At 67.5% G+C, this 15,215-nt stretch carries 19 protein-coding genes; 13 read left to right on the plus strand and 6 right to left on the minus strand.

What is annotated here, in order from left to right:
* Positions 1-146 precede the first annotated feature (146 nt).
* Positions 147-1,481, minus strand: coding sequence for a M18 family aminopeptidase (locus tag PG2T_RS07875; protein WP_193399815.1), 1,335 nt, complete (start codon positions 1,479-1,481; stop codon positions 147-149).
* 174 nt (positions 1,482-1,655) lie between these two features.
* Between PG2T_RS07875 and PG2T_RS07880 the strand changes: the two genes are divergently transcribed.
* The 5 genes from PG2T_RS07880 to PG2T_RS07900 all read left to right on the plus strand — a co-directional run bounded on the left by PG2T_RS07880 (position 1,656) and on the right by PG2T_RS07900 (position 6,615).
* On the plus strand, positions 1,656-2,876 hold the full coding sequence (locus PG2T_RS07880; RefSeq protein WP_068804004.1) for an MFS transporter: 1,221 nt from the start codon (positions 1,656-1,658) through the stop codon (positions 2,874-2,876).
* A gap of 56 nt (positions 2,877-2,932) precedes the next feature.
* Positions 2,933-4,243, plus strand: a complete 1,311-nt coding sequence (locus tag PG2T_RS07885; RefSeq protein ID WP_068804006.1) for an MFS transporter — start codon at positions 2,933-2,935, stop codon at positions 4,241-4,243.
* Between the two features lie 302 nt (positions 4,244-4,545).
* Positions 4,546-5,589 (plus strand): EAL and HDOD domain-containing protein, encoded by a 1,044-nt coding sequence (locus PG2T_RS07890; RefSeq protein WP_236953224.1) that lies wholly within the window; start codon positions 4,546-4,548, stop codon positions 5,587-5,589.
* A gap of 172 nt (positions 5,590-5,761) precedes the next feature.
* On the plus strand, positions 5,762-6,079 hold the full coding sequence (locus PG2T_RS07895; RefSeq protein ID WP_068804010.1) for an H-NS histone family protein: 318 nt from the start codon (positions 5,762-5,764) through the stop codon (positions 6,077-6,079).
* 128 nt (positions 6,080-6,207) lie between these two features.
* Positions 6,208-6,615, plus strand: coding sequence for an RNA-binding S4 domain-containing protein (locus tag PG2T_RS07900; RefSeq protein ID WP_068804013.1), 408 nt, complete (start codon positions 6,208-6,210; stop codon positions 6,613-6,615).
* Positions 6,616-6,790: 175 nt separating this feature from the next.
* On the opposite strand, the gene PG2T_RS07905 is transcribed toward PG2T_RS07900, so the two are convergent.
* Together PG2T_RS07905 and PG2T_RS07910 are read right to left on the minus strand one after the other, a co-directional pair.
* Complete coding sequence (locus PG2T_RS07905; RefSeq protein ID WP_068804015.1) at positions 6,791-7,135, minus strand: DUF1820 family protein; 345 nt, start codon at positions 7,133-7,135, stop codon at positions 6,791-6,793.
* An 81-nt stretch (positions 7,136-7,216) separates the two neighbouring features.
* Positions 7,217-7,915, minus strand: coding sequence for an HAD family hydrolase (locus PG2T_RS07910; RefSeq protein WP_083214828.1), 699 nt, complete (start codon positions 7,913-7,915; stop codon positions 7,217-7,219).
* Positions 7,916-8,005: 90 nt separating this feature from the next.
* Between PG2T_RS07910 and PG2T_RS07915 the strand changes: the two genes are divergently transcribed.
* The gene (locus PG2T_RS07915; protein ID WP_068804017.1) at positions 8,006-8,578 is read left to right on the plus strand and encodes a peroxidase-related enzyme; all 573 of its coding nucleotides are present in this window, start codon (positions 8,006-8,008) and stop codon (positions 8,576-8,578) included.
* Between the two features lie 5 nt (positions 8,579-8,583).
* Positions 8,584-9,552: a quinone oxidoreductase family protein gene (locus tag PG2T_RS07920; RefSeq protein ID WP_068807973.1), complete on the plus strand. Its 969-nt coding sequence runs from the start codon at positions 8,584-8,586 to the stop codon at positions 9,550-9,552.
* Between the two features lie 283 nt (positions 9,553-9,835).
* On the opposite strand, the gene PG2T_RS07925 is transcribed toward PG2T_RS07920, so the two are convergent.
* Positions 9,836-10,228 carry a sulfotransferase domain-containing protein gene (locus tag PG2T_RS07925; RefSeq protein ID WP_068804019.1) on the minus strand — a complete coding sequence of 131 codons (393 nt, stop codon included), beginning with the start codon at positions 10,226-10,228 and terminating at the stop codon, positions 9,836-9,838.
* Between the two features lie 232 nt (positions 10,229-10,460).
* Between PG2T_RS07925 and PG2T_RS07930 the strand changes: the two genes are divergently transcribed.
* Together PG2T_RS07930 and PG2T_RS07935 are read left to right on the plus strand one after the other, a co-directional pair.
* The gene (locus tag PG2T_RS07930) at positions 10,461-10,694 is read left to right on the plus strand and encodes a CopG family transcriptional regulator (protein ID WP_068804021.1); all 234 of its coding nucleotides are present in this window, start codon (positions 10,461-10,463) and stop codon (positions 10,692-10,694) included.
* Complete coding sequence (locus PG2T_RS07935) at positions 10,681-10,932, plus strand: type II toxin-antitoxin system RelE family toxin (protein WP_068804023.1); 252 nt, start codon at positions 10,681-10,683, stop codon at positions 10,930-10,932. The genes PG2T_RS07930 and PG2T_RS07935 overlap by 14 nt, the downstream gene beginning before the upstream one ends.
* A gap of 27 nt (positions 10,933-10,959) precedes the next feature.
* Here the strand turns inward: PG2T_RS07935 and PG2T_RS07940 are convergent, their stop codons facing one another.
* Complete coding sequence (locus tag PG2T_RS07940; RefSeq protein ID WP_068804025.1) at positions 10,960-12,096, minus strand: flavodoxin/ferredoxin-dependent (E)-4-hydroxy-3-methylbut-2-enyl-diphosphate synthase; 1,137 nt, start codon at positions 12,094-12,096, stop codon at positions 10,960-10,962.
* 69 nt (positions 12,097-12,165) lie between these two features.
* Here PG2T_RS07940 and PG2T_RS07945 point away from each other — a divergent pair, with 69 nt between their 5' ends.
* The 3 genes from PG2T_RS07945 to PG2T_RS16245 are packed head-to-tail and all read left to right on the plus strand — an operon-like array spanning position 12,166 to position 13,194.
* Positions 12,166-12,642, plus strand: coding sequence for a PaaI family thioesterase (locus PG2T_RS07945; protein ID WP_068804027.1), 477 nt, complete (start codon positions 12,166-12,168; stop codon positions 12,640-12,642).
* Positions 12,635-13,033 (plus strand): PaaI family thioesterase, encoded by a 399-nt coding sequence (locus tag PG2T_RS07950; protein WP_068804029.1) that lies wholly within the window; start codon positions 12,635-12,637, stop codon positions 13,031-13,033. The genes PG2T_RS07945 and PG2T_RS07950 overlap by 8 nt, the downstream gene beginning before the upstream one ends.
* A complete protein-coding gene (locus tag PG2T_RS16245; protein ID WP_158513166.1) occupies positions 13,030-13,194 on the plus strand; it encodes a hypothetical protein in 165 nt (54 codons plus the stop codon). The genes PG2T_RS07950 and PG2T_RS16245 overlap by 4 nt, the downstream gene beginning before the upstream one ends.
* Here PG2T_RS16245 and PG2T_RS07955 read toward each other — a convergent pair.
* Positions 13,125-13,787, minus strand: a complete 663-nt coding sequence (locus PG2T_RS07955) for a pseudouridine synthase (protein WP_068804031.1) — start codon at positions 13,785-13,787, stop codon at positions 13,125-13,127. The genes PG2T_RS16245 and PG2T_RS07955 overlap by 70 nt on opposite strands.
* Between PG2T_RS07955 and PG2T_RS07960 the strand changes: the two genes are divergently transcribed.
* Complete coding sequence (locus PG2T_RS07960; RefSeq protein WP_068804033.1) at positions 13,779-15,191, plus strand: DUF4139 domain-containing protein; 1,413 nt, start codon at positions 13,779-13,781, stop codon at positions 15,189-15,191. The genes PG2T_RS07955 and PG2T_RS07960 overlap by 9 nt on opposite strands.
* Positions 15,192-15,215: the final 24 nt, after the last annotated feature.

Below are 15,215 nucleotides of genomic sequence, written 5' to 3' on the forward strand. Positions count from 1 at the left end.
ATCTTTGTTTTATATGCAATATGAACATTTGATTAAAAGCTGGGCAATCTGTATCCGGCCTCGCATACATGCGCCCTTGGCGCGCTTGTTCAGGCAGTACTCCACAAAGTTATCCACAGATTCTGGGGATAAGCCGCGAAGGCCCATCAATCCTTGAAAAAGGCCGCCAGCGCCCGACACATGGCGTCGTGATCGGCGGCTCCGGCACTCTCGCGCAGGCTGTGCATGGCCCACATCGGATTGCCAACATCCACGCTGCGCAACCCCAGTCGCGAGGCCGCCAGCGGGCCGATGGTGCTGCCGCAGGCCAGGTCGCTGCGCTGCACGTAGCTTTGCCAGGGCACCCCGGCCCGCTCGCAGGCCAGCTGGAACACGCCGGCCGACAGGCTCTCGGACGTATAGCGCTGGCTGGCGTTGGTCTTGATGACCGGGCCGTGGTTCAGGTGCACGCGGTGCTGGTCGTCGTAGGCGCCGGTGTGGCCGGGGTGAAAGGCATGCGCCATGTCGGCGCTGACCAGCATGCTGCGCGCCAATGTGCGCCGGTAATCCTCGCGCCCGAGTCCGCAGCACAGCCCGATGCGCTCGAGCACGTCGTCCAGGAAACTGCCGTCGGCGCCCTTGGCGCTGGTCGAACCGACTTCCTCGTGATCGAACAGGAAGCAGACGGCGCTCGATTCTGCGTTGTCCGCGTCGCTGTCCAGCAAGGCCATCAGGGCGGCATGGCAGGAGCCCAGATTGTCCAGCTGCGAGTCGGCGATGAATTCCTGCTGCGGGCCAAAGAACGCCCCCGGCTGGGTGTCGTACACGTTCAGCTCGAAGCCCAGCAGCTGGCCCGGATCGACGCCCAGCGCGTCGGCGAGCAGCCTGGTGAGGTGGTCCGCCGCCGGCAGCCCGTCCTGCACGGCACCCAGAATCGGCGGCAGTGCGCTCTGGCGATCGAGCTTCAGGCCGTCCTCGTTGACCTTGCGGTTCAGGTGGATGGCCAGATTCGGGATCCGCAGCAGCGGCGCCGCAAAGCGCACCAGGCGGCTGGCCACGCCAAGCGGCGCATCCGGCGCGCGCAGCGCCACCCGGCCGGCCAGACTCAGATCGCGGTCGGCGAAGGTGGCCAGGATCGGCCCGCCGTACACCTCGACCCCCAGCCGCAGCCAGTCGCCGTTGGTTTGGCCGGCCAGTGGCTTCACGCGCAGGCCGGGCGAGTCGGTATGTGCGCCGATCAGCCGCAGGCCAGCTTGGGTGAGCGGGGCGCTGCCGATGCGAAACGCTGCCAAGGTGGACCCGTCGCGCACCACGTAATGCCGCGTGCCGGGTGCCACCTGCCAGGTGTCGGCCTCGTCCAGGCGCCGGTAGCCGGCGGCTTCCAGCAGCGCGGCGGCGCTATCCACCACATGCCACGGGCTGGGGCTGGCGTCGATGAAATCGAGCAGTGCCTGGGCTCGGGCGCGGGCGGCGGGCGAAATGGGCAGCAGCGGGCTTGGCATGGTGACAGCGGTTGGGCAGTGCAAGCCATGCATTGTAAGCAGCGCCGTCGCCTCTGGCCGGGGTATCGTTGCGCCCGGATTGTTACGGGCTTTGAATCATCCTGATAAAACGCGCCCGGCCGGCCGGCCCGAAAATGGGCAACAGGCCTGATCGGCCGCATCCGAGGGGGGAACATGGACGCAATCGCTGCCGAGCCGGCGCTCGGGCGCACGGGCCGCGTGACCGCCCGCGTGGTGGGTCTATGCCTGCTGGTGATCGTGTTGGATGGCTTCGACATGCTGGTGATCGCCCTCACCGCGCCGGCCATCGCCGCCGACTGGGGCCTGCCGGCGCATCGTCTGGGTCCGCTGTTCGCGGCCGGCATCCTGGGCATGATCGGGGGCTCGGTGCTGATTGCGCCGCTGGGCGACCGCCTGGGCCGGGTGCGCGTGCTGATGCTCAGCTGCGGCCTGTTTGGCGTGTTTGCCGGGCTTACCGTGCTGGCCAGCGGCTACTGGAGCCTGCTCGGGCTGCGCCTGCTGACCGGCCTGGGCCTGGGCGGGGCGGTGCCCAACGCCACCGCGCTGATTTCCGAGCATGCCTCGCCGCGGCGCCGGCCGTTGCTGGTCAGCGTCGGGCTGGTCGGTTTCTCGCTGGGCGGCATGCTGTGCGCCGGGCTGGCGGTGCCGCTGCTGCCGCGCTTTGGCTGGCGGTCGCTGTATCTGGTAGGCGGTGTGCTGCCGTTGCTGCTGATTCCGGTATTGAGGCGCTACCTGCCCGATTCGCCGGTGGCGGCGCGCGATTTGCGGGCCGCCGAAGGTAGCGGTGTGCGCCGCTTGCTGGGCGCGGAACTGGGCCCGGACACGCGTCGTCTGTGGCTGGGCTTTTTCATCAACATGATGGTGATGTTCTTCCTGGCCAACTGGGTGCCGTACCTGGCCGGCCAGGCCGGCTTCTCGCCACGCCAGGGTTCGCTGGCGGCGCTGGCGCTGAACCTGGGCGGTGTTGCCGGGCCGCTGCTGCTGGCGATGGGGTGTCAGTACCTGGACGCGCGGCGGGTGATCGGCACCGCCTTCGTGCTGGCGGCTGCCAGTCTGGTGGCGGTGGGCTATGCCACCGGCAGTTTCGGCGTCTATCTGGCGGCCGCCGCGCTGGCCGGCTTTTTCGTGTTCGGTGCGCAGATCACCCTGCACGCCCTGGCTGCGGCCGCGTATCCGACGCCGCTGCGCGCCACCGGCATCGGCTGGGCGCTGGGCTGCGGGCGGGTGGGCTCGGTGTTCGGGCCGCTGCTGGGTGGTGAGCTGCTGCGCTCCGGCGTGCCGCTGCAGTATTACTTTTCTGGCTTCGGGCTGGTGGTGCTGCTGGCGGCAGCGGCCACGTTCACACTCAGTGCGCGGGTGGCGAGCGCCGATTGATCCGCGGGGCCTGAATCCCCACCCTTCAACCCCATTCCTTGCACACGGGGCCCCGCATGAAAGAACCGGTTCGAACCTGGGACGTCGCTGCCCGCCTCAATGACGCGCCGCTGGGCGCGTTGCACTGGCTGGTGCTGGCGCTGACCTTCGCGGTGGCGGCCACCGACGGGCTGGACGCGCAGATCATCGGCTTCACGGCGCCGCAGATCGCCGCCGAATTCGGCATCGGCAACGATCGTCTGGGGCCGGTATTCAGCGCGGCGCTGCTGGGCATGACCGCCGGGGCCTTGCTGTTCGGCACCCTGGGCGACCGCTTCGGTCGCCGCCGCACCATGATTGCCTGCGTGGCCCTGTTCGGTGGCGGCACCCTGCTGACCGCCTTCGCCGGCAGCGTCACGCAGCTGATGTTGCTGCGTCTGGTGACCGGCCTGGGTCTGGGCGGGGCCCTGCCCAATGCCGTGACGCTGGTCGCCGAATGTGCGCCCGGCAAACATCGGCCGCTGCTGGTGACATTGATGTACATCGGCTTTTTTGTCGGCGGCCTGCTGGGCGGGGTGATCGCCGGCAGCCTGGTGGTCGACCATGGCTGGCGGGTGATGTTCTACGTCGGCGGCGGCCTGCCGCTGGCACTGAGCCTCCTGCTGCTGGCGCTGTTGCCGGAGTCGCCGCAGTACCTGGCCCGCCGGGCCGGCGCCGGTGGACAGCTCAGTGGCCTGCTGGCGCGGCTCGATCCGGCCGGCGCCTACGGCGCGCACGACCGTTACACGCTGCCGGAGGCAAGCTCCCGAGCCGATGTGGGCGAGCTGTTCCGGCATCGGCGTGTGCGCAACACCGTGCTGCTGTGGCTGGCGTTTTTCATCAACCTGCTGGTGCTGTTCTTCCTGATGAACTGGCTGCCCAAGCTGCTGGTCGACGGCGGCGTGCCGTTGGCGCAGGCCATCCGCGTGACGGTCATGTTCAACGTTGGCGGAGTGCTTGGCGCGCTGGTGCTGGCCTGGCTGTCGGCGCGCCACAACCCGCGACGGATGCTGGCGGCGTTCTTTGCGCTGGGAGCGATCGCGATCATGGCGATCGGCCTGGGCGATGGCCGCTTCGCACCGGTGGCCGCTGCCTGCTTTGCGACCGGCCTGTTTGCCGGGGCCGCCCAAGTCGGCCTGTATCCGATCGCGACCCAGGTCTACCCCAGCGCGGTGCGTGCCACGGGCGTCGGCTGGGCGCAGGCGTGGGGGCGGATCGGCTCGATCTTCGGACCGCTGGCCGGCGGCTGGCTGGCGGTTCTGGAGCCCCGCTTCGCGATTTATTTTCTGGTCTTCGGGGCGCCGCTGCTGGTGGCTGCCGCCGCCATCGCCGCCATGCGGGATGCATGACCTGACAAGCGGTCACCCGGAACATGCACACCGCGTCGCTTGCGGGACGCTATCAAGCGTAAGCGGGCCGCGCCGATAACCGGACAGATCGGCCGCGACGTCCAGGGACCGCGCTGGCGCCGGCATCCGGGAGTTCGCCTGTCATGCGCACTATCTATCTGGGCCGTCAGCCCATTTTCAACAAGGACCTGAAGCCGGTCGCCTACGAACTGCTGTATCGAGGTGGCGATACGGATCATGCGGACAAAGCCGACGCGCGCGCGTCCGCCGATGTGCTGATCAACGCCTTTCTGGAGATGGGCGTGCAGCGGGTGGTCGGTAAGGCGCGCGCCTTCATCCACGTCACGCCGGAAATTCTGGATGACAACCTGCTGCGCCTGTTCGATCCGGCGCAACTGGTGCTCGAGTTGATGCCGGACGTGGCTTTCGACGACGTCTTGCTGGCCACGCTCGATCGCTTGCGGACGGCCGGCTATGGCATCGCGGTGGATGACTTGCTGGTCCACGAGGGTACGCGGCCGTTGCTGGAGCGGGCCCATTTCGTGAAGGTGGACCTGGCGGCCGTACCGGAGCCGGAGTTGGCCGAGCATGTGACTGCGCTGCGCCGGTTTCCGGTCGCCCTGGTGGCCGAGAAAGTGGAAACCCACGAACAATTTGCCCAGTGCCAGGCGCTGGGTTTTGATTTCTATCAGGGCTACTTCTTTGCCCGGCCGAAGCTGGTGGCCGGGCGCACCATGACCGAGGATCGCCTCAGTGTGATGCAGCTGCTGGCCATGTTGCACAACCCACAGTCCGAGTTGTCCGACGTTCAGGGCGTCATCCAGCAGAGTGTTTCGCTGAGCTATCGATTGCTGCGTTACGCCAATTCCGCGGTCTTCAACCTGCCGCGCGAGATCAGCTCGATTGCCCACGCGACGGTGATGCTCGGGCAGCGTCGGTTGCGTGATCTGGCGACCCTGCTGGCATTGACCGGCATGAGTGACAAGCCGCCGGAATTGACCCGCACCGTGCTGGCACGAGCCCGCTTGTGTGCGAGTCTGGCGCCGCCTGGACGGGGCAATGCCGACACCGCATTCACGGTCGGCCTGTTCTCCGGCCTTGATGCATTGATGGACCGGCCGTTGACAGACTTGCTGGCGGATTTGCCGTTGGCCGAAGAAACCCGGCTTGCGGTGTTGGAACGGCAAGGGCCGTTTGGTCAGGTTCTGGCTGCTGCGCTGGCACTGGAGCGGGGCGATTTCGAGAATGTCGTGCTCGACATGCTCGATCCGAAACCGACGTCGCAAGCGTATCTGGAGGCCGTCGACTGGGCCAATCAGACGATTGATGAAATGCAGGCCGCTTAGGCAACCGCGGCGATATCGCGTCGCGCCGCTGGTCGTGTGAACATCGGTGCAATCGCTTTGCGGTGATGTCGACGGATAGTTCAGTCGTTACTCGTGCTGGATTGTTGTTGCAATGGATATTGTTGGCTATAGTTGCCGCTTCTTGTTGTTCTGACTCAGGAGCGTGCCCACGATGGCCATCAATCTCAATAACTACTCCCTCACCGATCTGCAGCAGCTGATTGCCGATGCCGAGACCACGCTGGAGAAGCGTCAGCGCGAGAAGCGTGCCGAAGTGGTCGCCCAGATGCGCAAACTCGCGGCGTCGGTCGGCATCGATTTCGAGATCGTGGCCGGTGAGGCCAAGAAACGCAGTACCCGTTCGGCAGCCGCCGCCAAATATCGCAACCCGGCCAATTCCGGACAGACCTGGAACGGGCGCGGGCCGAAGCCGAAGTGGTTCAAGGAAGCGCTTGCCGCTGGCAAGACCGCCGAGCAAATGGCGATCTGACGCTCTGGCCCCGGAGCGTCACCGCCGGGTTTTCGGTGGTGGATGTGTGCTGAAAAAGCCGCCGCGACTTGCTGTCGTGGCGGCTTTTTCATGCCCCCGTCGGACGGGTATCCGGGAGGCCTGTCAGCGTGAATCAGGACACCGGTATCGAGTCCGGCCTGCGACTGGACAAATGGCTGTGGGTGAGCCGCCTGTATCGCACCCGCACCCTGGCCACCGAGTCCGTCAACGGCGGCAAGGTGCGCGTGAACGGTCAGTCGGCCAAGCCGGCGCGGCTGCTGCGAACGGGGGACGAAGTCAGCCTGATACGGGGCGGCGAGCCAATGACGGTGCTCGTCCGTGGCATGGCCGCGCAGCGAGTGCCGGCGAAGGACGTGCCCGCCTTGTACGAAGAAACTGCCGAAAGCCTCGCGACGCGCCAGGCACTTCGCGCGCAGCGCGCGCTGACCGGTCCGGCCGGATATGCCGGCAAGGGACGGCCGGACAAACACGCGCGCCGGGCCCTGCAACGCCTGCGAGAGGCGCAGGGTGAATGAACGGTGCCCGCGTCGGTACGCACGTTCGCCAAAAGCAGCGGCTGTAGGAGCCCGGCTGTGCCGGGCGATCATCGCGCAACACAGTTGCGCTCCCACCCAGGTTTTTCTCCGTGGCGGGCGCTGAGAAATCCAGGATGGATTTCTCAGCGCTTCCCCAGCGGACATCTGAATCGGCTCAGTCCTTGCTGCGCCCGCCCGGCGTGTAAATGGGCGACGGCAGATACGCCACCTTGGCGTCGTCCGCGAGGCTGCTGATCTTGTTCACCCCTTCCTTGTCCACCTCGTCGATACGCACCACGGCGTGCAGCGGGATGAAGGTGGTCTTGACGTGTTCGAACTCGGCTTTCAGGCGCTCTTCCGACGGATCGATCAGCAGGCCGCTTTTTTCGCCGAACACAAAGCCGCCGACCTCTATGAAGCCAAACATTCCGCCCTGGCCGACTTCCGTGGCATGCAGTTCATACAGCTTGCCCTGGTTGTGGAAGATGACCTTGTAGATGCGTTTCTTGCGGACCGCCATGGGGCTGTTGCTCTGCGGATGGATTGAATGCGGATTATAGGGAGGGTCGCCGGTTCGGTCAGGCACCGGTAACGGGGCGGCTCAGACCAGTCCCTGCTCCAGCAGATCGAGCAGGCCAAACAGGTCGCTGATTTCGGCGTCGGCCTGCGGGCCGCCCGGCCAGGTCTGGCCGTTGCGATTCACCCACACCGTGCGCATGCCGGCGGCGCGGGCGCCGTGAACGTCGCGCTGCGGGTCATCGCCCACATGCAGCACCTGATTCGGCGGCGCGCCCGCGGCACTGCTGGCGGCCTCGAAAATACCCGGATGCGGCTTGGCGACGCCGACCTCACGCGCCGACGTACAGAACCGCAGCAGGCCGTCCAGGCCAACCAGCGCGATATCGGCATTGCCGTTGGTGAGGCCACCCAGCGTGAGGCGGCCCGACAGCTCGCTCAGCACCGGCAACACGTCCGCGAACAGCTCGACTTCGTTGCGGGCCTGCAACATGACCCCGAACGCGCCTTCGGCCACGTCGCGGCCATAGCCGCAGCGCTGCGCGGCCATCGCCAGGGATTCAAGCCGCAGGGCGCTGAGATCATGTGCCAGATCCGGCCGCAGGCCCAGCATGTCGTCCCGCAGCGTGCGCAGCGCCGTCACCGAATAGCGCTCGGGCAGGCGCGGGTAATGCTCGGCGAGCCAGGCGTGCATGCGCTGCTCGGCGCGCTCGATGACCGGGTCGATAGCCCACAGCGTGTCGTCCAGATCAAAGGTGATGGCAAGAATCGGCAGCGCGAGCATGGCACTTGATCGGTGGGGGAGCAAGCCACAAGATGGCGCCGATCACACCTGCTTTCAAGCCGGCCCGCGGCCGGCGCTCCCGGAGGAGACATGGCGAAGGACAAACTGATGGCGCTGGGGCTGGCCGAGCCGGCCCCGCTGCCCCAGGATCTGGCGGCCCAGTACGCGACCGCCAAAGAACGCCTGGGCTTCGTGCCCAACGTGCTGCGCGGTTACGCGCACGCGCCCGACCGGCTGGCCAATTTCATCGCCATGCGCGACGGCCTGATGGGGAGCGACTCGGGTCTGACCAAGGCCGAGCGCGAGATGATCGCGGTGGTGGTGTCGTCCCTGAACCGCTGCCACTACTGCCTGACCAGCCACGGCGCCACGCTGCGCCGGCTGACCGGCGATCCGCCGCTGGCCGACACGCTGGCCATGAATTTTCGCGCCGCCGGGCTGCCGGACCGCCAGCGGGCCATGCTGGAATTCGTCGAGCGCCTCACGCAGGCGCCCGAGTGCATCGAGGACGCCGACCGCGACCTGCTTCGCGAGCAGGGCTTCAGCGAGCGCGACATCTGGGACATTGCCGAGGTGACGGCGTTCTTCAACATGACCAACCGCCTGGCCGCCGCCACTGGCATGGAGCCGAACCGCGAGTACTACGACCTGCATCGCCGATGAACACCATGCAAGCCATCGAAGTCACCATCGCCGGCGGCCCGGAAGTCCTGCGCCTGGTCGAGCGGCCGTTGCCCGAACCGGGCCCGGGCGAGCTGCGGGTCAAAAACGCCGCCTGCGGCGTCAACTTCATCGACATCTACCAGCGCACCGGTTTTTACCCGCAGCCGCTGCCCTTCCATCCCGGCCTGGAAGGCGCCGGGACCGTGGATGCCGTGGGCGCCGGCGTGACGCGTTATAAGCCCGGCGACCGCGTGGCCTACCCGAACGCCACGGCCGCCTACGCGCAATTCACCTGCCTGCCGCAGGACCGTGTGGTGCCGGTGCCGGACGGGCTGGACCTGGAGCTGGCCGCCGCCGCCATGCTGCAGGGCCTGACCGCCCATGCGCTGACCCACAGCGTGTACGCCATCCAACCGGGCGACACCGTGCTGATCCACGCCGCCGCCGGTGGCGCCGGACAGATGCTGGTGCAGATGGCCAAGCTGCGCGGCGCGCGGGTGATCGCCACGGTGTCGACCGAGGCCAAGGCACAGACCGCCCGCGCCCGCGGCGCCGACGCCGTGATCCTGTACTCGAAGGACGATTTCGTGGCCGAAACCCGCCGCCTGACCGGCGGTGCGGGCGTGCACGCGGTCTACGACTCGGTCGGTGCCAGCACCTTCCTGAAAGGCTTCGAGGTGCTGCGCCGGCGCGGCACGATGGTGCTGTTCGGCCAGTCGAGCGGCCCGGTGGAGCCGATCAGTCCGCTGCTGCTGCTGCAGAAAGGCTCGCTGTTCCTGACCCGCCCGAGTCTGTTTGATTACATCGCCGATGCCGACGAGCTGGCCGCCCGCTCGCGCGACCTGTTCGCCTGGCTGACCGACGGCCGGGTCAGCCTGCACATCGACCGGCGCCTGCCGCTGGCGCAGGCCGCCCAGGCGCACGAGCTGCTGGCCAGTCGCGCTACCAGCGGCAAGCTGCTGCTGATTCCGTGATCCGGCTTTTACGAGCCGTCAAATCCGATGATTTTGTAGGAGCGGGCCATGCCCGCGACCGCCGCGTTTTCGGACTGGCGCACGGTTGCGACTGATCGCGTCGTTGCGGTCGCGGGCATGGCCCGCTCCTACGGGCACAGCTGACGGCGTAATCGACAGTTCGGCCCGACAAGCGAGGGGAAAACCCTCCCCAGATCCTGCTCACAAAATCAGTGGCTTGCAGCCACCGATTTTGGCAGCGCGTCCCTGCGCCGCGGGAAACACTGAATACTTCAGCGTTTCCCTAACCGAAATACCGGTCGTAAGGAAAATCGCTGCCGAGTTTCGCCAGTCCCGCCTTGCACCAGGCGTCGATGTGCGCCTGCTGGGCGGGCGTCAGCATCTCGCCGGAGTTGCCCTTCTTGCCGCTGCGGATCATCTGCCCACCCGGCCGGGCGAAGGGCGACACCTCGCCCGGATAGAACTTGTGGTCGATGGCCTTCATGTGTTCGAACGAGCTCAGGCGCTGCACGCGCTGTGCCTCGGTCTCGGTCAGGCTCACGCCCATCAGGTCCGCCATGCGCCGGATGGTGCCGGCCGGATCGTCCTGCAGCTCGTTGTAGGTCAGGAACAGTACGTTTGGCCGCTCGCGCCAGGCCCAGTAGCCGGCGGTGAACTCGTACCAGGGGTGAAACACCGCCTCCCCGGAGGTGCAAGTGGCGCACCCAAGTGTCGACCGACGGAATCAGGCTGTCCCAGGAGCCGCTGCGACAGGTCGAACACCCGTCGCAGCAGCCAGTTGCCCCACGCATCCGCCCGAGCAGGCGCGCCATGTTGGCCAGCGTGTTGCGGCGGCGCTCGCCCGCGCGCTTGTGTTCTGCGCCACAACGTTACAACATTCCGACGCTTTGCCGTTTTCGGAGGCTTCCATGAGCAGCGACGCTATTCGTTCCACTCTTTACCTGGACCCGGCGCTGCATCGAGCGCTGCGCCTGAAGGCTGCCACCGCCCATCGCACCATGTCGCAGATCGTGAACGACGCCATTCGCAATGCGTTGCGCGAAGATCAGGAGGATCTGGCCGCCTTCGCCGAGCGCGCTGGGGAAAAGACTCTTAACTACGAAGATTTCCTGGCTCAGCTCAAGGCCGATGGCACGTTATGAACTGAGGTTCAAGCCCTCCGTAGCGAAGGATCTGCGCGGCATCCCGTCGGTGGACCTGCGGCGCATCCTGCCGCGTATCGAGACGCTGCGCGAAGACCCGCGTCCGGCTGGCTCAGAAAAGCTCTCGGCGCAGGAACGCTACCGCCTGCGCCAGGGCGACTACCGAATCCTGTATACCGTGCTTGACGGCGAGGTGGTCGTCGAAATCGTCAAGGTAGGCCATCGCCGCGAGGTTTAGCGGGAGCCCTGAAAACAGGGCATGCGGTCAAGCGCGCTCGGCCGCAATCAGCGCGTCCAGCTCGGTCTTCAGCCGAGGCAAAATTTCGTCGTAGCCGAAGCTGCCGACCAGTTCGCCGCGGCGCTTGAAGTTGACCTGCTTCGGGCCGCACCACAGGCCAAGGTCGGCGTCGTCGGTCTCGCCCGGGCCGTTGACCCGGCAGCCCATGACGGCGATGGTCAGGTGGTGGTCCTTGGCATACGTGGTCAGCTCGCGCACCTGCTCGGCCAAGTCCACGAAGGCCTCGTTCTGCACCCGCGAGCAACTGGGGCAGGAGATGATGTTCAGGCCCTTGCCGAAATCCACCACCGAGCGCACCCGGCCGGCGGCGATGTCGGCCAGGATCTGCTGACCGGCGGTGACTTCCTCGGCCTTGCGGGCGTTGGGCAGGGTCAGTGACACGCGGATGGTGTCGCCGATGCCGGCGCCGATCAGTTGCTCGAAGGCGATGCGCGTCTTGATGATGCCGTCCGGCGGCAGGCCGGCTTCGGTCACGCCAAGGTGCAGCGGCACGTCAGGGCGTTGCGCGGCGAAGCGTTTGTTCAGCTCCACCACCTTGGCCGGGTCGGAGTCTTTCAGCGACACGCAGTAGCGGGTGAAGCCGATGCTGTCGAGCAACTCGCAGTGCTCGGCGGCGCTGAGCAGCATCGGCGAGATCGAGTCGTGCGCGTCGAACAGGGCCGCCCGCGCCGGGTCCAGCGAGCCGGCGTTCACGCCCACGCGCAGCGCGCAGTCGTGGCGCGCCGCGATGTCGGCCAGGTAGCGCACCTTGTCCTGCCAGGGCTTGTGCTTCTCGTGGTGGTAGAGGTGGCCGGGGTTGTAGCGGATCTTGTCCACGTGCGGCGCCACCCGTTCGGCCATGCGGTAGTTCTCCTGCAGGTCGATCGACAGGTTGGCCTCGGTCTGCGCGCGGATGGCGGGCAGTGCGTCGGCGTCTTTTGGCGTGTCTACCGCAATGCGCACCACGCCGGCGCCGGCGGCGACCAGGTCGTTGGCCTGCGCCACGGTGGCGGCGACGTCCTGCGTCTTGGTGGCGCACATGCTTTGCACGGCGACCGGATGATCGGCACCGATGGTGATGCGGCCGATACGCACCGGACGGGTGGGATAACGGGCGATGGGCATGGCAGGTCTGCGGGGAGCGGGAGGGGGCGGTCAGTATACTGGCCGGCATTTCCCGCCCGACCGAATGCCATGCTGTACCGCTATCTGGAGAGCAGCGCCGAACATCGGCGCGATTACATCACCCGGATTCCGCACAGCGCGGCGCTGGGCATGGACATGGTTGAGGTCGCCGCGGGGCGCTGCGTGCTGCGCCTGCCGTTTCAGCAGTCGCTTGCCGATGGCCACGGCGGCCTTGCCGGCGGCGCGGTGTCGGCACTGCTGGACAACGCCGGCGGCGTGGCGGTGTTCTGCAGCCTTGAGCGTGCAACCGATTTCTCGACGCTGAGTCTGCGCGTGGAATTCATCACGGCGCCCGCGGCAGGCCGGGATGTGTTCGCGCGGGTCGAATGCCTGCGCCTGGAAGGGCGCCAGGCGCACATCCGGGGCGTGGCCGACTGCGGGGATGCCGAGCAGCCCGGGCCGCCGTTCGCCACCGTCAGCGGCGTGTTTTTTCTGAAGCCGCACAGCCAGCCGCTGCATGACCTGGAGACCCTGGGCAATGTCTGAGCCGGTGGTCGCGGCGGTCGATGTGCTGGCCGCCCTGCCGTACGCGGCTTATTTGGGGCTCGAGTGGTTCGCAGACGACGTGCTGCGCCTGCCGTTTCGGGGCGATCTGGTCGGCAACTACCGCATCGGCGCCCTGCACGGCGGGGTGGTGGCGGCGGCGCTGGAGTGTGCGGCGCGTGGCTTGTTGCTGGAGCAGGGCGCGTCGGCCGCCACCACGGTCGACTTCACGGTCGACTACCTGCGGCCAGCCTTGTCGCGCGATCTGTACCTGCGTGCCACGGCCGTGCGCATCGGCCGGGCGGTGGCGACGGTGCGGGTTGAGGCCTGGCAGGCCGACGCGGCGCGGCCGGTGGCCGCCGGACACGGCAATTTCCAGTTGATCGCCGAGTGAGCAGGATCGTGCCGGCCGACAACGTGCTTTTCATCGACGACAACCCGGACAACGTGGCGCGCGCGGCGGCACTGGGCGTGACCGGCATTGTCTACCGCGAGCGTGAGGCGTTCTTGCGCGATCTGGACGCCGCGCTGGGCGGCGTTCTGGCCGGCGCCTGACCATGGCCGAGCGTCGCCAGTTCCTGCGCCGTGGCCGCTCGCCACTGGCCCGGTGCCAGGCCATCCAGGCGCAGCGCACCGATGGCGACGCGGATCAGGCGCAGCGTCGGGTGGCCGACGGCGGCCGTCATGCGTCGCACCTGACGGTTGCGGCCCTCGGTGAGGGTCAGCTCCAGCCAGGCGGTCGGGATGTGCAGACGCTGGCGGATCGGCGGGTCACGGGGCCAAAGATCAGCCGGTTCGGGTGCGAGTCGCGCCTGCGCCGGCCGGGTCGGGCCGTCATTGAGCTGCACGCCGTCGCGCAGCGCCTGCAGGGCGGTGTCGTCCGGGATGCCCTCGACCTGCACCAGATAAGTCTTGGGCAACTTGTGCGCCGGATCGGCGATGCGCTTTTGCAGCAGCCCGTCGCCGGTCAGCAGCAACAGGCCTTCCGAGTCGCGGTCCAACCGCCCGGCCGGGTACAGGCCCGGCAGCGGCAGGCAGCCGGCGAGCGTCGGCCGGCCTTGCGCGTCCGTGAACTGGCACAGCACGTCATAGGGTTTGTTCAGCAACACCAGCCGCGGCGCGGCCACGGAGGATCGGTCATGAGGCATCGGTTGTGGGCACTGGCGCTGGTGGTCGGGCTGGCGCAGGCGGCGCCGCTGCGCAGTACGCTGGAGGATCAGAAAGCGCTCGCGGTCACCGTCTACAACGGCGACCTGGCGCTGGTGAAGGATACCCGCCAGGTCGAGCTGCCGGCCGGGCAAAGCGTGCTCGAACTGCGCGACGTGAGCGCGCAGATGCGCCCGGAAACGGCTCTGCTGCGCGTGGCCGACGGCAAGCCGATCACGCTGCTGGAACAGAATTTCGACTTCGATCTGCTGACGCCGGCCAAGCTGCTGGAAAAATACGTCGGCCGCCAGGTGCGCGTGCTGCGCACGAACCCGACCAGCGGTGCCGACAGCAGCGAGACCGCCACCGTGCTGGCGGCCAGCGATGGCGTGGTGCTGCGGATCGGCGATCGCATCGAAACCGGCCTGCCGGGCCGGCTGGTGTTCGACGCCGTGCCGGACACCCTGCGCGACCGCCCCACGCTGGCAGTGAGCCTGGACAGCGCCGGTGCCGGGCAGCGCGCGCTGGAGCTCTCCTACCTGACCGGGGGCCTGAGCTGGCAGGCCGATTACGTGGCGGAACTCGCGGCCGACGAGAAGAATCTGGCCCTGTCCGGCTGGGTCACGCTGACCAACCGCAGCGGCACGGCCTATCGCGACGCCCGCCTGCAACTGGTGGCCGGCGACGTGAACCTGGTGCGGCCGCCCTTTCACCGCGACATGGTGATGGAACAGATGGCGACCAAGGCCGATGCCGGCGCCATGCAGGAAGAATCCCTGCTCGACTATCACCTCTACACGCTGGGCCGCCCGACCACGCTGGCCGACCAGCAGACCAAGCAGGTAGCGCTGCTGAGCGCCCCGTCGGCAAAGGTGAGCAAGGAATATCGGCTCGCCGGCGCCGAGTACTACTACGCCGCGCAGGCCGGCGAGATCGGCCGCGCGCTGAAGGTGGCGGTGGTGCTGCATCTGGACAATGCGAAGAGCTCCGGCCTGGGCCTGCCGCTGCCGGCCGGCGTGGTGCGCGTGTATCAGCGTGATGCGAGCGGTGGCGTGCAGTTCGTCGGCGAGGATCGCATCGACCACACGCCGCAGAACGAAACCGCGCAGATCAAGCTCGGTGATGCCTTCGACGTCAGCGCCCGCAAGACGCAAACCGACTTCAAGGCGCTGGCGGTGGGCAAGGACGACCGGCCGCAGTTCGAGAGCGCTTACAAGATCGAGCTCAAGAACGCCAAGACGACGCCGGTGACCGTAACCGTGCTGGAACCGGTCCCCGGCGACTGGCAGGTGCTGCAAAGCAACCTGCCGCAGGACAAGGCCGACGCCCACACCGCCCGCTGGCGCGTGACGGTGCCGGCCGGTGGCGGTCAAACGCTGGCCTACCGCGTGCGGGTAAGGTTTTGATTTTTTTGGAAGAGGAACGATCGA

The organism is Immundisolibacter cernigliae (genome assembly GCF_001697225.1).
In the GTDB taxonomy this organism is placed as follows: domain Bacteria; phylum Pseudomonadota; class Gammaproteobacteria; order Immundisolibacterales; family Immundisolibacteraceae; genus Immundisolibacter; species Immundisolibacter cernigliae.

Excerpts from the sequence above, each read along its gene's own strand:
- PG2T_RS07915 (WP_068804017.1), top strand. The coding sequence starts at position 8,006 with ATGGCGAAGGACAAACTGATGGCGCTGGGGCTGGCCGAGCCGGCCCCG.
- PG2T_RS07910 (WP_083214828.1), bottom strand. The coding sequence starts at position 7,915 with ATGCTCGCGCTGCCGATTCTTGCCATCACCTTTGATCTGGACGACACG.
- PG2T_RS07955 (WP_068804031.1), bottom strand. The coding sequence starts at position 13,787 with ATGCCTCATGACCGATCCTCCGTGGCCGCGCCGCGGCTGGTGTTGCTG.
- PG2T_RS07930 (WP_068804021.1), top strand. The coding sequence starts at position 10,461 with ATGAGCAGCGACGCTATTCGTTCCACTCTTTACCTGGACCCGGCGCTG.
- PG2T_RS07885 (WP_068804006.1), top strand. The coding sequence starts at position 2,933 with ATGAAAGAACCGGTTCGAACCTGGGACGTCGCTGCCCGCCTCAATGAC.
- PG2T_RS07920 (WP_068807973.1), top strand. The coding sequence starts at position 8,584 with ATGCAAGCCATCGAAGTCACCATCGCCGGCGGCCCGGAAGTCCTGCGC.
- PG2T_RS07940 (WP_068804025.1), bottom strand. The coding sequence starts at position 12,096 with ATGCCCATCGCCCGTTATCCCACCCGTCCGGTGCGTATCGGCCGCATC.
- PG2T_RS07935 (WP_068804023.1), top strand. The coding sequence starts at position 10,681 with ATGGCACGTTATGAACTGAGGTTCAAGCCCTCCGTAGCGAAGGATCTG.
- PG2T_RS07880 (WP_068804004.1), top strand. The coding sequence starts at position 1,656 with ATGGACGCAATCGCTGCCGAGCCGGCGCTCGGGCGCACGGGCCGCGTG.
- PG2T_RS07875 (WP_193399815.1), bottom strand. The coding sequence starts at position 1,481 with ATGCCAAGCCCGCTGCTGCCCATTTCGCCCGCCGCCCGCGCCCGAGCC.
- PG2T_RS07895 (WP_068804010.1), top strand. The coding sequence starts at position 5,762 with ATGGCCATCAATCTCAATAACTACTCCCTCACCGATCTGCAGCAGCTG.
- PG2T_RS07905 (WP_068804015.1), bottom strand. The coding sequence starts at position 7,135 with ATGGCGGTCCGCAAGAAACGCATCTACAAGGTCATCTTCCACAACCAG.
- PG2T_RS07945 (WP_068804027.1), top strand. The coding sequence starts at position 12,166 with ATGCTGTACCGCTATCTGGAGAGCAGCGCCGAACATCGGCGCGATTAC.
- PG2T_RS07950 (WP_068804029.1), top strand. The coding sequence starts at position 12,635 with ATGTCTGAGCCGGTGGTCGCGGCGGTCGATGTGCTGGCCGCCCTGCCG.
- PG2T_RS07960 (WP_068804033.1), top strand. The coding sequence starts at position 13,779 with ATGAGGCATCGGTTGTGGGCACTGGCGCTGGTGGTCGGGCTGGCGCAG.